We start from the raw sequence: 15703 nt of genomic DNA on the forward strand, positions 1-15703 counted from the left end.
CTCCTCTAGTCATCCCAAACCCATGAGTTGCCATTACGTTCCAATAACATTTCAGCTGCATCGGGACCCATTGAACCACTCAAATAGTTTGGAAAATCAGGTGTTTGTTCATCCCAACGATTTCTGATCGTATCAATATACTTCCAGGTACTTCTCAATTCATCCCAAAGTGTGAAATGAACACGATTACCAGAAAGAATATCAATGATCAAACTCTCATAAGCTTCACGAGCTTTGTCGAATTCAGCTTCTTCTGGGAAGGAAATAAAGTCCTGACCTGATTCCTTATAATCGATTCCATTGATTAAAATACTATTACCATTAACTCTCTCAATCAATAAAGTAACAACAGTATTAGGCTTGATACCTACTTCATCAACTTTATCATTGAAAACAATATCGATTCTTGATGATTTCTCAGGCATACGTTTACCAGAACGAACGTAGAATGGCACACCACTCCAACGTTTTGTATCGAATTGAATATTGCCCGCAACAAAGGTTTCAATATTAGAATCTTCAGCTACGTTATCCTCTTGACGATAAGCCTTTTTATCACCTAGTTTGTCGGTATCATATTGTCCACGTACAAAGTCAGTATCAACCCCTTCTGGAGTCAATTTCTTAAGACTGCTAAAGAGGTCAGTCTTATTCTTATGAATAATTTTAGCATCCGTAGCTTCAGGATCATCACTGGCAACAGCACCAATAATTTGCATAATATGATTCTGTACCATATCACGTAATACACCGGCTGTTTCGTAGTAACCACCACGATCTTCAACACCAAGAGATTCGGCAAGCGTGATTTGAATATTTGAAACATATTTGTTATTCATTGCTGCTTCAAGCTTAGGATTATTGGCACGAATGTGGGGAATATCTTGAATCATTTCCTTGCCTAAGTAATGATCAATACGGTAAATATCATCCTCTGGAAAGGCTTTAGAAATATTACCGTTTAATTCGCAGGCAGAATCTAAATCACGACCAAATGGTTTCTCAATTACTAAACGATTATAACCGTCTGTTGTCTTCAAACCTTCGGAATTAATGTGCTCAGCAACTGTACCGAAAAATCTAGGAGCAATTGCCATGTAGTAAACACGATTATGACCAGCTTCAAATTGATCATCTAACTTAGCAGCTAAATTCTTCAAAGCAATATAATGTTCTGAATCATTAACGTCATGTGATTGGTAGAAGAAGTGCTTAGCAAACCCCTTCATGATATCCTCACTATCATCAAAGTAATCTTTCAAAGAAGTGATAACAGTTTCACGAAAGTAGTCATCACTCCATGGACGACGAGCAGTACCAATGACGGCAAAATGATCTTTTAAAATCCCCGATTTATAAAGACGGAACAAAGATGGATATAGTTTCCGATGTGCTAAATCACCAGAACCCCCAAAAATAATAAAAATTGCTGATTTTTCTGTAACCATTTTTAAACTCCTTTGAATGCATCATGTAGTTATATTTTACAACATGAATTATTAAACATCTTGATTTATGACTTATTATTTTTTAAATAATTTACTAACTATACCTTATCTAACGGCATTATTTATTTAACACTTTAAATAATAACCCCTAGAGTGTACTTTAACGCAAATCATATGCTAAAAAGAGCGTAAAAAAATAATCCTCCGTTTAACGGTTGGATTATTTTTTAATTAATTAAAGAATTACTTTGTTTCTTCTTTAGAATCAGCAGGCTTTGTATCTTCTACCTTTTCTGTTGCTTCTTTTGTTCCTGTTTCGTCTGACTTAGTGTCATCTGAAACTTCTGCCTTAACATCTTCTTTAGCAGCATCGTTCTTAACTTCATTGTTGTCTTCAGCAGCCTTATCAGCAGCTGGCTTTGTAGCACCAGCAGCGACTGGAGTTGTACGACGAATGAAATTCAAATCAAATGTTAGATAAATTCCATCACAATCAACAACAACTTCTTTGTTATCACGATCGATTGAAGCAACAACACCTTTAATACCGCCAAGTGTAACAACTTTGTCACCCTTTGACATCTCTTTAAGCATTTCTTGACGCTTTTGTTGTTGTTTCTTTTGTGGACGAATGGAGATAAAGTACATACCAACAAACATAATAACAACAAAGATCAAAAGACCCATTGAGCCACCAGCACCAGCGCCGGCACCTAACGTAAGCATATTCAAATTTTCCACCTCTTAATAATTTACATACTTATAGGTTACCAAAAATATAACCTTGTTTCCAGACTAGAAGACTTTTCTTATCAAAATCTTCTAAAATTTCTTAGCATCTTTTTTATTGAAACCATATTCTTCAAAGACATGTTCTCTAAATTCAAGTAAATTATCATCCCTGATAGCTTGACGAACACCCTTCATTAAATTCAACAAGAAATATAGATTATGATAACTAGTCAAATGTGTACCAAATAATTCATTGGCATTGATCAAATGACGGATATAAGCACGTGTATAGTTACGACATACGTAACAATCACAGTTATCATCCAATGGCGTAAAATCATGAGCATACTTGGAATTCTTAACAACTAAACGACCGTGGCTGGTCATACATGTACCATTACGAGCAATTCTAGTTGGTAGAACACAGTCAAACATGTCAATTCCACGAATAACACCGTCAATCAAGGAATCAGCTGTACCAACTCCCATTAGATATCTAGGTTTATTTTCAGGCAACATTGGTGTTGTAAAATCTAACACTCGATTCATTTCACCCTTTGATTCACCAACAGATAAACCGCCAATTGAGTAACCGGGAAAATCCATGCTAACAAGATCACGAGCACTTTGCTTACGAAGATCTTCAAAGCCTCCACCTTGAACAATTCCAAATAGGGCTTGCCAATCAGGATTACGATGAGCTTGCAAACCACGTTCAGCCCAACGACTTGTTCTGGCAACTGATTTCTTGATATAGTCGTAGCTTTCAAAGAATGGTGGACATTCATCCAAACTCATCATGATATCAGGACCTAAGTAGTTTTCGATCTTGATAGCTTTTTCTGGTGAAAGGAATTCTTGACGTCCATTCAAATGATTTCTAAAGTGAACTCCCGCTTCAGTGATATCACGCATATTAGCTAGTGAGAAAACTTGGAAACCACCTGAATCAGTCAAAATACCCTTGTCCCAATTCATGAATTTGTGTAAACCACCGGCTTCTTGAACAATATCTTCGCCAGGACGTAACCATAAGTGATAGGTATTTGCCAAGATAATTGAAGCACCGATTTTTTCCAAATCCTCAGGTGCCATATTTTTAACAGAGGCTTCTGTTCCAACAGGCATAAACATTGGTGTTTCAAATGTTCCATGGGGTGTCTCTAACAATCCCAAACGAGCACCAGTATGCTTTTCCTTCTTAATTAATGTGTACTTAATAGCCGATTCCATAACTTTCCTCTACTTAATGAACATTGCATCCCCAAAACTAAAGAAGCGATATTTCTCTTCTACAGCGTGTTGGTATGCGTTCAAAATATTTTCTCTTCCGGTAAATGCTGCAACTAACATGACTAAAGTTGATTTTGGCAAATGGAAGTTAGTGATGAACTCATCAACAACTTTCCACTCGTAACCTGGCTTAATAAAAATATCAGTCCAACCACTGTCAGCTTTGATCTCACCATTAAATTTAGTTCCGATTGTTTCCAAAGTTCTAATTGAAGTTGTTCCAGTCGCAACAATCTTACCACCATTCTTCTTCACTTCATTTAAGGTCTTAGCGGAATCTTCATCCAAACGATAGAATTCAGAATGCATCACATGCTTACTAATATCTGATTCAGTCACTGGTCTGAAAGTTCCCAAACCTACATGCAAAGTAATATAAACTAACTTAACACCTTTATCCTCAACCTTTTTCAACAGATCTTTGGTCCAATGAAGTCCTGCTGTTGGAGCAGCGGCTGAACCATTTTCCTTAGCATAAACTGTTTGATAGCGATCAGGATCATCTAATTTTTCCTTGATATAAGGAGGTAAAGGCATTTCACCCAATTGTTCTAGGATCTCCATAAAGATACCTTGATAGTGGAATTCAATAATCTTACCACCATGTTCGAGGTCCTCAAGTACTTCTGCCTCAAGTTGTCCGTCACCGAATTCAACCTTTGTTCCTACCTTGGCACGTCGAGCAGGTTTCATTAAGACTTCCCACTTATCGCCCTCAATATTATTTAAAAGTAATACTTCCTCATGTCCATCGGTATCTTCCTTAGTACCGTATAAACGTGCTGGTAAAACACGAGAATTGTTCATTACCAAAGCATCACCGGGATTCAAATAATCAAGAATATCATAAAAATGCTTGTCTTGATATTCTCCTGTTTCATGATCCAAGACTAATAATCTTGATTGATCACGATTTTTAATTGGTGTTTGCGCAATAAGTTCTTCCGGCAAATCATAATCAAAATCTTCTGTTGTTAGTGTCATTGTAAACTCTCCTTTTAATCGTGGAATAATTTTTTTCTTGAGATACACCAAAACGAGTAAATCACTTTACTCGTTTTGTTCGGGATAAGGTAATCCCATGTGTTCATAACCTTTTCTCGTGACAACACGACCTTTAGCTGTACGCTTCAAGAATCCCATTTGCATTAGATATGGTTCATAAACTTCTTCAATTGTTTCTTGTTCTTCACCAATATTAGCGGCGATAACTTTCAACCCAACTGGACCACCACTGTATAGTTCAATTATCATCGACAAAATTCGACGGTCTAGATGATCAAGTCCGGCATCATCAACTTGTAATTGGTTCAGAGCCGACTCAGCCATATCATAGTCAATCGTATCTTTATTAGCGACTTGAGCAAAATCGCGCACTCGCTTCAACAAACGATTGGCAATTCTAGGCGTTCCTCGAGATCGACGAGCAATTTCATGGGCTCCTTCTTCGTCAACGTTAATATTCAAAACACTGGCTGAACGAAAAACAATTTTGGATAATTCATCTATGGTATAGTACTCCATTCTTTCGACAATTCCAAACCGATCTCGTAAAGGTGCCGAAAGTTTTCCAGCAGCAGTCGTAGCGCCAATTAATGTATAAGGAACCAACTGATGATGTAGTGATCGTGATTCACTACCTTGACCAACAATAATATCAATGTAGAAATCTTCCATAGCCGAATAGAGCACTTCTTCAATAGCTCGGGGCATACGATGAATCTCGTCAATAAACAGGACATCGCCTGGTTCCAATTCATCCAAAACAGCTACCAAATCACCAGACTTTTCAATCGAAGGACCTGTAGTTGTATGAATATTAACTCCCATTTCATTGGCAATGATCATTGCTAAAGTTGTTTTACCTAACCCAGGAGGACCATATAGCAAAACATGATCCAGCGTCTGTTGACGTTGTTTAGCAGCTTTGATATAAACATCTAACTCTTTCTTAGCTTTCTCTTGACCTAAATATTGGTCAAAAGTTTGTGGACGAAGTGTTTGTTCAATAACATCTTCATTGTTATCAAGTGAATCTGCGTCTGTTAAACGTTCACTCTCATCATTCTCGTTATCTGCGATTTTTAACACTCCCTTCATTTCAAAAATTTATTTGCTTAATAATTTAAGACCAGCGCGCAAGTATTCATCAGCACTCTTCAGGTGTTCCTTTTCAAGGGTCGACTTAACTTTACTAATTTCTTTAGATGAATAGCCTAGTGATTCCAAGGCTGCCAAGCCATCTTCCAACTCTTGACTTAAACCACTGCTGAATTCAACTGGAGCCTCGCCAAGTGTCATCTGACCTTCAGCTGTAAATTTACCAGATAGATCCAAAATAATTTGTTGAGCCGTTTTCTTACCAATTTTAGGAAACTTAGTTAAGAATTTTACATCATCATTTTCAATCGCATGAATCAAACCTTGTAGATCTTGTCCAGCCAAAATAGCTAAGGCACTCTTAGGCCCAATTCCGGAAACACTAATTAGATGTAGAAAAATATTCTTCTCATTCAAATCATAAAATCCATATAAAGACTGTTCATTATCACGAACAATTTGCTCGACATAAACTCTAGCCTCTTGATTTTCTTCATAACGATAAGGATTAGCCACTTGGACTTTATATCCTACACCTTTAACATCCACAACAATATACGAAGGGGTAATTGCCGTAATCAAACCATTTAAATATTCAAACATAATTTATTCACTCTCTCTAGTATCATGTGGATCTTGAATTCTTTTGAACATTTTTTCCAAATCCTTATTACTGAATTCAACCAAAACTGGACGTCCATGAGGACAGTTATAGGGATTTTCAGCCTTAGTCAAATTATGGAGCAATTGTACTGCTTCACGATCGTCAATATGATGATTGGCCTTAATAGCCCGTTTACAGCTCATCATGATGGCATTTTTTTCACGGAAACTGGCAACACTGATTTTAGAATCATTTAGCACATAGTCAACCATTTCTTTAATAGTCGATTCCTCTTGTCCCGGGACAAACCATGTAGGATGGGTATTGACGACAAAACTATTTTGCCCGAAATCGTCCAAATAAAGACCAATACTTTCCAAAATCGGTTTCTTCTCTCTAATCAAAATACTTTCTGAATTAGGATAATCCAAAACGATTGGAACTAATAACTTCTGTTGGTCATTGGAAACTTTTCCAATTTCTTTACGATAATATTCATAGTTAACCCGCTCCTGTGCCGCATGTTGATCAATCAGGTAAAAGCCGTCTTCACTCTCGGCAACCAAATAAGTTCCATGTATCTGACCAATATAACGTAGATCAGGGAAACCACTCTTCTCTTCTTGGTTGATAGGTTCCGGCTTTGTCGAATCATTTTTTTGAGACTGACTGTTTAAAACTTTTACTTTAGATTCAGTCTCTTTTTGTAACCGTTGATCCCAAGATTTTAAATGATCAGGGTCTTTAAAAATTGGCATCCCCGTCATAGGCGTTTCAAACGTTTCGCTTGTTTCCATGGGTTGAGATTGTTCACTTGGCATTGAGCTTGCAGGTTCAACAGTCTTCGTAGGTGTACTTAATGGTTCACTGATCTTATCGATCGTGGCAATATCATTGAAACTAATCTGTTCCGGTTTGTAAGTATCAACTGTCTTAATAGGTTCTTTTCTGCCTAAATTCTTAACAGCATCAGGAATCAAATTTTGATCTGACAAACGTTGCTTAATTCCATCACTAATCAAATCACCGATATGCCCTTCATTTGAAAGTCTGACCTCTTGTTTGGTTGGATGTACGTTGATATCAACTAAACTTGGATCCATTTTGATATCAATCACCGCAACTGGGAATCTAGCTACCATCAACTTGGAACCATAGCCACGAATCACTGCATTAGTTAATTGGAAGTTGCGGATATAACGTCCATTTAAAATCAATGAAATGTACGAACGATTAGAACGTGTCGTATCCGGCTTAGAAAAGAAACCATGTATTTCATAGTCTGGATCAGAATTTTCAAACTCTAGCATATGGCTAGCAATTGTTCGACCATAGATACCAGCTATTGTCTGTTGAAGATTATCATTGCCGGATGTCCAAACTAAATCTTTTCCTTCGTTAATTAATCTAAAGGAAATATCCGGATGTCCCATTGCTAAACGATCAACAATATCAACAATTTTGTTCAACTCTGTATGCAGTGACTTCACATATTTCAAACGAGCCGGTGTATTGAAAAACATATCTTCAACTGTGATAGTTGTTCCCTTAGAACGGGCAAAAGTTTCTTTTTTAACCAATTCATTACCTGAATATTTGGCACGAACAGCTGATTTGCCATCGGTACTTGTTAAAACCATTAACTTAGAAATAGAAGCAATACTAGCTAAGGCTTCACCACGAAATCCTAGTGTCCTGATATTGAATAAATCACGATCATTAGCAATTTTACTAGTGGTATGAGGTAAAAAAGCTACTTCAACATCATCCGAAGAAATACCTTTTCCATTGTCATTAACTTCTATTAATTTCAATCCAGCTTGCTGAATCGTAATTAGCACTTGAGTTGCTTGTGCATCGATGGAATTTTCCACCAGCTCTTTCACGACTGATGCGGGGCGTTCAATAACTTCCCCAGCCGCAATCTGGTTACTCAATTCAACTGGTAGTTCATGAATTATACCCACGTTTTCCACCTTCTTTTATTTAAGTTTCTTCTGCCATTTGTAGAGTAAATTGATGGCATCGATTGGTGTGACACTCATTAAATCTTGATTGTTTAGTTCCTTAAGAACTTGATTCTCTTTAGATGATAACTTCTTAGTTGGTTTAGAAACTTCTGGGAATAGTGACATTTGTGTGTCCTCTTCCACTTCTGGTTCAGATTTTGGCTCTGATTTTGTTTCAGGAACAACTTCTGGTTCTGGCTGAGCCTTTACGACTGGTTGAACATCTTCATGAATACTGTCAGATGTCGTCGTATGAACCGAAGTTTCTTCCAAACTACTCAATATTTTACCAGCTCGAACTAAAACATCATCTGGTAATCCGGCCAATTTAGCAACGTGGATACCATATGACTTGTCAGCTGGGCCAGGTAATACTTTGTGGAGAAAGACTAAGTCGCCATTTTCTTCTGAAGCATCAACGTGCACATTCTTCAAACCAGGCAACTGACTTTCTAGTTCAGTCAATTCATGATAGTGAGTTGAGAATAAAGTCATCGCCTTAACATGCTTATCGATATATTCAATAATTGCTTGAGCCAAAGCCATCCCATCATAAGTAGCCGTTCCACGACCGATTTCATCAAAAATGATCAAACTATTTGGAGTAGCGTTCTTCAAAGCATCATTAGCCTCACGCATCTCAACCATGAAAGTTGAATCACCAGAAATAAGGTCATCAGCAGCACCAATTCTAGTAAAAATATGATCAAAAATTGGCATCTGTGCAGAATCAGCGGGTACAAAACATCCAATTTGAGCCATGATAACTGTTAAAGCCATCTGACGCATATAGGTACTTTTACCTGACATGTTAGGACCAGTGATCAAAAGAATATCTGTCTGATCATCAAAATCAACATTATTAGGAATATAACTATTATTACTTAAAACTTTTTCCACAACCGGATGACGACCATTAGTGATGTTTAACTCATGTTTTTCAATAAACTCTGGTGCAACATAATGATACTCTTCACTGACAACCGCAAAACTCTGCAAAACATCTAAACGCGACAAGATGTTAGCTAGTGATTGGATTCGTCTAATCTGATCTTTAATCTTCTTTCTGATTTGATCAAATAAGTGATATTCCAAACTCTTAGATTTCTCTTCGGCTTCAAGAATTAAATTTTCTTTGTCCTTTAGTTCAGGCGTAATGTATCTTTCAGCGTTAACTAGAGTCTGTTTTCTTTGATAGCGGTCTTCAGGAATTTTATCGATATTAGCACGACTGACTTCAATGTAATAACCGAAAACTTTGTTATAGCCAATTTTCAGATTATTGATGCCAGTCAATTCTTGTTCCTTAGCCTTCAAAGTAGCTAACCACTGCTTACCATTCTTCGAGGCGTCTAGATACTTATCAAGTTGATCATTGTAACCTTCTTTAATCAGACCACCGCCAGTAATGGATATTGGAGCTTCCTCCACAATAGCCTTGTCGATCAGTTCACGAATATCAGCCACTTCATCAATTTTTTCCACATAGGCTGTCAATTCATCATCGCCAATGTCCAAAAGAATCGATTTTATCTCAGGTACTTGTTCGAGCGAGGTCTTCAATTGAATCAAATCACGTCCATTAACGGTTCCGTAAGCTACTCGACCGGCTAGTCGTTCCAAATCGTAAACTTTTGTCAAATAGTCTTGGAAGGATGATCTTTGAAAATAGTTATCCATGAAGACTTGAACGAAGTGCTGACGTTCTTTCAATTTCTCAACACTGATCAAAGGACGAGCTAACCATTGTTTTAACAGACGGCTACCCATAGCGGTTTTGGTTTCATCCAATAGCCACAAAAGCGTTCCGGATTTCTTATTAGTCCGAATATTTTTAAACAATTCTAGATTACTTTGAGCTGAATGATCCATCAATAAGTATGAAGAGGTTTCATACGATTGAGCAGCTTTTAAATGATCCAATGAACGCATCTGTGTCTTGATCAAATAACTTATCAACAGCTTAACGGTGGATACTTCTAGATTTGAACTAATTTGTGAAAAATCGAAACTGTAATTATCATCCAGTTCATCCAATTTAGAAATCAGGATACCGTATTTACGTAATTGATCGAGATATTTTTGTGGGAAACTGCCAGAAACGACAGTCTCTTTAGTGTCCAAATTTTGTAATTCATTTGTTAAGTCTAATTGACTAGTAACCGATGTAACTTTTACTTCACCGGTGGATAAATCTGCATAAGCTAAACCAAAAACATCTTTATTAGCTGTGATTGCTGTGATGTAATTGTTCTCTTTGGCTTGATCTGATTTATCCATGATAGTACCGGGTGTAACTACTCGTGTAACACCACGTTTAACCATCTTACCTTCTGCGTCAGCGGGATTCTCCAATTGATCACAGACAGCAACTTTGTAGCCTTTATCCACAAGTGTATCGATGTAACCTTCGATTGCATGATGAGGAACTCCACACATTGGGATGCCTTCATCGGCTTTTTTATTACGGGATGTCAGAGTTAGTTCCAAGATCTGTGAACCTTTAACGGCATCGTCGTAGAACATTTCATAAAAATCACCAACACGATATAACAAAAAAGCATCTGGATATTGTTTCTTATACTCCAGATATTGCTCCATCATTGGTGTTTCTTTAGTTTTTTGAGGCATGAATTCCCCTCCATTAATTCAAGAAAGATTGATTGTTTGGTGTAATGACATAGTTCTTGATACTACGTGCATTGTTTGTTTGATCATTAATTTCAATAACTGCAAAGCCAATTTGCATGCGACCATCTTCATCAACATCGAATTTATTAGGTCTTTGTGTTAGAAAACGATTGATGATTGGTTCCTTTTTATCGCCAAGAATACCGTCATACGAACCGGTCATTCCAACATCAGTTAAGTAAGCTGTTTGCTTGTTGATAACCCGTGCATCATTTGTTTGAACGTGAGTGTGCGTACCACAGACAGCTGAGACACGACCAGTTACATAATTACCGAAAGCAATTTTTTCACTAGTTGTTTCAGCATGGAAGTCGACAAACTTGATAGCATCTTTATCTAAAGTTTTGAGCAACTTATCAGCTTCAAGGAATGGATTATCGATTGGTTGCATCAAAGCAGTTCCCATCATATTGATAACATAGACTTTTTTAGTATTTACATTAATTTCTAGATAACCACGTCCAGGAACATGATTGCCGGGAAAATTATATGGACGGAGAATATTTTTCTTCGGATCATCGATGAAGTCAAGGATTTCACGCTTATCCCAAGTATGATTTCCTCCCGTTACGACATCAGCACCGGCACGAGTGATTTTTTGATAATCAGGCTCTTTAGTACCCTTGCCACCAGCAGCATTCTCACCATTAACGATTGTTAATTGTGGTTTAACCTTCTTCTTGATCTCAGGTAGATATGTTTCTATAGCTTTAATGCCGACAGAACCTACGACATCGCCAACGAAAAGTATTTTCATTATATTTTTATCCCCAATCTTTACCTATGATATTGTATCAATTTTAGAGGAAATTAAAAAGACCAGACGAACGTCTGGTCGTATATTTTAATCCTCAAAAAAGTCTTCGTCAATTTCAAAGTAAGTAATAACATCCTATTTAACAAATATCCACTTTTTCTTTTAGATTATAAGTCTTCAAAACATAAAATTCATTTTTACCCAATTCCTTAAAACAGGTATTATTAAACTAAGAAATCAAATAAGGGATTAAATAATATTATGGAAAAGAATATTTCTAAACCGATTGTTGAAAAAATAGATTACAACAGTAACTCATTATTAGACTTTGAAAATGAATTAAATTCATCTAAAAAATCAGAGGAAGAATCAGAGATTCTTTTCAGATATCCCACTATTTACATAGTAAACAATCAAATCAAAAAGAAACCTAGTCAATTTTCTGTCTACGTTGGAGAAACCAATGACATCAAGCGTAGAACTAATGAACACTTGCAAATTGATTCCAGAGATAGTGATTTTTGGAAAAAGATAAAAAATTCTACAAATTCTGAAATGTTTCTTATAGGACATGAGCATTTCAATAAATCTCTAACATTAGACATCGAAAATAGATTGATGCACTATATGTCCGGTATTGAAGCCGTGACAGATATTTCTAACAAACGTGCCAATCAACAAGGCGACTATTATACGTCGGATGAATTGAATCCAATATTCGAACTACTTTGGGATGAACTGCGTAATAAGGGGAAAAATAGTAAAGGGGAAAATCTATTTCCACCTATTAACGTTATTAAAGATTCCGCCATTTTCAAGTCGTCTCCTTTTCAAAAATTAACTTTTGAACAATTCAAAGCCAAAGATCAGGTTATGGCTAAAATTGAAGAAGCACTAAATCGTAATAAAAATGGTCAGCTGATTTTAGTAACTGGTGAGGCCGGTACTGGAAAGACTGTCCTTCTCAGCAACCTCTTTTATGAACTATTTAAATCATCTGCTGCCGATAGTGAGAATGTTATTCTACGTGGTAAAACAGAATCACTACTGGTAAACCATGATGAACAATTAAAGGTATACAAACAAATAGCAAAAAAATTAGGTATGACTGATAAAAAGAACCCTTACATGGTCGAAAAGCCAACTACCTTCATTAAAAATCATTCTTCTAAAAATAAAATTGACGTAATCTTAGTAGATGAAGCTCACCTTCTCTGGACACAAGGTAAACAATCTTATCAAGGTAAGAATCAGCTAAACGATTTATTGAAACAAGCTAAAGTTGTCGTTGCCGTATTCGACCCGCATCAAATTCTCAGAACTGCTGAATACCGTAGTGCGGAGAATATTCAAAAAATGCAATTAGACGCGGCTAAAAATAATAATCTCGTCACACTTGTAAATCAAATGCGTATCCATAGCAATGAGAATACTGTCAAATGGATAAGAAATTTAATTGATAATTCAAGAATTAGTCCTATCCCTAATGACGATTCCTTCGATTTAAGAATTTTCGATAGTCCTCAAAGAATGTACGATTCTATTAAAGCAAAATCTCAAAATAAGCAGAATGGTATTTCCAGATTATTGGCAACTTTCGATTGGCCATATAATCAAAAGAAGAAAAATAAGCTTGATTCAAAAGGATATTGGAATGTAAAAGTTGAAGATTTTTCTTTACCTTGGAATTTACAACTTCCTGTACACAAGGGTATAAAAGATTTACCTTGGGCTGAACAAGACCAAACAATAGATGAAGTCGGTTCTACCTTCACTATTCAAGGTTTTGATTTAAATTATGCTGGTGTCATTATCGGTCCTTCTGTTAAATATAGAAATGGACATTTAATTTTTGATAAAACCGCCAGTATGAATAAAAATGCTACTCAAAAACGTGACGGAAAGATTGATAATTCAAAAGAATTCTTAAAAAATGAACTAAATGTCTTATTGACTCGTGGAGTTAATGGTTTGTACATTTATGCCGTTGACGATGAACTAAGAAAGAAACTATTAAAAGTCCAAGGAGATAAAATAAAATGACACTGAATTCAATGGATAAAATAAATAAATTTAGAGACGATCGTAATTGGCGTCAATTCCACAATGAAAAAGATTTGGCTATTTCAATTTCACTAGAGGCTTCTGAATTACTAGAATTATTTCAATGGAAAAAATCTGAAGAAACTGTTTCAACTAAGAAAACTGAATTAAAAGAGGAATTAGCCGATGTTTTAATTTATTCATATATGATGGCCGATAACCTTAATTTAGATGTTGATGAAATTATTGACGAAAAAATCAAAAAAGATAGTGCTAAATATCCTGTTAAAAAAAGTTATGGTAAGAATACTAAATATACTGATTTATAATTTTGAATAAACTAAAGATGCTCATGATAAAAGTCTTTCGAAAAGAAAGGTTTATCATGAGCATTTTTTATTTTAAAACAATTGCATAACAGCAATCACAACAATAGGAACCAACAAAGAAGGCAAGAGATTCAAAACTTTAATCTTCCGAATATTCAACAATCCCAATCCAGAAGCAAAAATCAGCACTCCTCCGACAATAGTTAATTCAGTAATCATATTAGTATTAATCGAATTCTGTAAAAGTAGTGCAATTACATAAATACTACCCTGCCAAGCAAATACAGCAATGGCAGCTAAGGCCATTCCGATACCAAATGTTGATGCTAAAACAATTGAAGTAATACCATCCAACATTCCATTAGTAAATAGGAAAGTGGAATCGTGATTTAAGGCTTCCTGTATTGGTCCTAAAATTGACAATGAACCGATGCAATACAACAAAACAGCAGTTGCTAAACCTTCAGATAAATTTTTGCCACCATCGATACTCTTCTTGGAAAACTTTCCAACTAAATTATCAAAATGTTTTTCTAAGTCGATCCATTGTCCAATCAATCCACCAATTGCTAAACTGACAATAAACAAAACAGGATAGTGACTTTTTGACATATTTCCCACAACTGCATTGATTCCAATCATCATTGCGGCTAATCCTAAAGCTTGTGTCAAAATCTCATTATATTCGGCTTTAATTCCTTTTTTAAAATAACTACCAGCAAAACTTCCACCAATAATCATTACTACATTAAAGGTCGTTCCTATCATGTTTATCCCCCAATAATATCATTTCGTTAATTTTAAATTATAAACTCTCTAGTCGCTGGAGGGTCAACTTATTTTAAATTTCTTTAACAGGAATTCTAATTTCTGTAACGTACTTGGACAGATCGTCAGTTATTCCGTAATCGATCAAAGCTGTTTCTACAGCATCCCCTATAATTTTATAACGATGTTTCTGACAGTAATCTAGCAACTTTTGATACTGAATAGCTGACGTTTCGTGCGTGCCATTAAATCTTAAACGTAAATATTGCCTTGCTATTAATTCACCAGTTGCCGCTTTATCGTCCCCCGGCTCAAGTATTAACAATAAGCCACCATAATTTTCAAAACGATTCTGCTCTAATTCTGACTTTGATAACATTAGAGCAATCTTACCTAAGAAGATACTTTTATCAACACCAAATTTTTGTCTCAAAGTAGTGATTGGCAACTCAATATCCTCTTTGGCATGATAATTTTCACTTAAAAAAATGACCGGAATTGATGGTAAATTGACTAGTTCAACCACATTTAAATTACTTTGAATTGCATCATTTACTTGAAGAATTCGATCATCAATTCGCTGTTCTATACTTTGTAACGCTGTTATTTGTTGATGTACTTGTGACTTTTGTTCTCGTAGCATTTTCCCCAACAATGAGGTATCACGGGCCTCAAAAAAATTTCTAATCGACTCAATCGACAATCCCAACGCACGTAGATAAGTAATCACATTCAATCTTTCAAACTGTTCTGTCGAGTAATAACGATAATGTGTTTTCCGATTTATCCTGGCTGGCTTCAATAACCCCACTTCATCGTAATAGCGAAGTGTGGTTATTTTTATTCTAAATATCTTCGATAATTGCCCAATAGTAAATAAAGGATTCAATTTTATACCCCGTTTAATAATTTGTGAAGTTTAATTCAAT

Annotated in this window: 13 protein-coding genes; 2 read left to right on the plus strand and 11 right to left on the minus strand. The window is 35.9% G+C overall.

All coding sequences use genetic code 11. The features are described from left to right. Positions 1-5 precede the first annotated feature (5 nt). The 9 genes from zwf to FD33_RS03145 form a co-directional block, all read right to left on the minus strand. Entirely contained in the window at positions 6-1448 is a 1443-nt protein-coding gene (gene zwf / locus FD33_RS03105) for a glucose-6-phosphate dehydrogenase (protein ID WP_025084636.1), read from the minus strand. Between the two features lie 243 nt (positions 1449-1691). After that, positions 1692-2174, minus strand: coding sequence for a preprotein translocase subunit YajC (yajC, locus tag FD33_RS03110; RefSeq protein WP_025084635.1), 483 nt, complete (start codon positions 2172-2174; stop codon positions 1692-1694). A gap of 96 nt (positions 2175-2270) precedes the next feature. Then, on the minus strand, positions 2271-3413 hold the full coding sequence (gene tgt, locus FD33_RS03115) for a tRNA guanosine(34) transglycosylase Tgt (protein ID WP_054642551.1): 1143 nt from the start codon (positions 3411-3413) through the stop codon (positions 2271-2273). 9 nt (positions 3414-3422) lie between these two features. After that, positions 3423-4457, minus strand: coding sequence for a tRNA preQ1(34) S-adenosylmethionine ribosyltransferase-isomerase QueA (gene queA / locus FD33_RS03120; protein ID WP_025084634.1), 1035 nt, complete (start codon positions 4455-4457; stop codon positions 3423-3425). Between the two features lie 66 nt (positions 4458-4523). Beyond that, positions 4524-5555 (minus strand): Holliday junction branch migration DNA helicase RuvB, encoded by a 1032-nt coding sequence (gene ruvB / locus FD33_RS03125; RefSeq protein WP_152319290.1) that lies wholly within the window; start codon positions 5553-5555, stop codon positions 4524-4526. A 27-nt stretch (positions 5556-5582) separates the two neighbouring features. Further along, entirely contained in the window at positions 5583-6176 is a 594-nt protein-coding gene (gene ruvA, locus FD33_RS03130; RefSeq protein ID WP_025084633.1) for a Holliday junction branch migration protein RuvA, read from the minus strand. Between the two features lie 3 nt (positions 6177-6179). Next, a complete protein-coding gene (gene mutL / locus FD33_RS03135) occupies positions 6180-8144 on the minus strand; it encodes a DNA mismatch repair endonuclease MutL (RefSeq protein ID WP_152319185.1) in 1965 nt (654 codons plus the stop codon). Between the two features lie 15 nt (positions 8145-8159). Then, entirely contained in the window at positions 8160-10817 is a 2658-nt protein-coding gene (mutS, locus tag FD33_RS03140; protein ID WP_056955749.1) for a DNA mismatch repair protein MutS, read from the minus strand. Between the two features lie 13 nt (positions 10818-10830). Continuing rightward, positions 10831-11634: a TIGR00282 family metallophosphoesterase gene (locus FD33_RS03145; RefSeq protein ID WP_025084632.1), complete on the minus strand. Its 804-nt coding sequence runs from the start codon at positions 11632-11634 to the stop codon at positions 10831-10833. A gap of 261 nt (positions 11635-11895) precedes the next feature. Between FD33_RS03145 and FD33_RS03150 the strand changes: the two genes are divergently transcribed. Continuing rightward, positions 11896-13677 carry a DUF2075 domain-containing protein gene (locus FD33_RS03150; RefSeq protein WP_056955750.1) on the plus strand — a complete coding sequence of 594 codons (1782 nt, stop codon included), beginning with the start codon at positions 11896-11898 and terminating at the stop codon, positions 13675-13677. 2 nt (positions 13678-13679) lie between these two features. Next, the gene (locus FD33_RS03155; protein WP_025084631.1) at positions 13680-14006 is read left to right on the plus strand and encodes a nucleotide pyrophosphohydrolase; all 327 of its coding nucleotides are present in this window, start codon (positions 13680-13682) and stop codon (positions 14004-14006) included. Positions 14007-14078: 72 nt separating this feature from the next. Here the strand turns inward: FD33_RS03155 and FD33_RS03160 are convergent, their stop codons facing one another. Continuing rightward, a complete protein-coding gene (locus tag FD33_RS03160; RefSeq protein ID WP_025084630.1) occupies positions 14079-14774 on the minus strand; it encodes a DUF554 domain-containing protein in 696 nt (231 codons plus the stop codon). A gap of 73 nt (positions 14775-14847) precedes the next feature. Continuing rightward, a complete protein-coding gene (locus FD33_RS03165; protein ID WP_025084629.1) occupies positions 14848-15663 on the minus strand; it encodes a MerR family transcriptional regulator in 816 nt (271 codons plus the stop codon). Between the last annotated feature and the right edge of the window lie 40 nt (positions 15664-15703).

Source organism: Companilactobacillus paralimentarius DSM 13238 = JCM 10415 (assembly GCF_001434985.1).
GTDB lineage: Bacteria > Bacillota > Bacilli > Lactobacillales > Lactobacillaceae > Companilactobacillus > Companilactobacillus paralimentarius.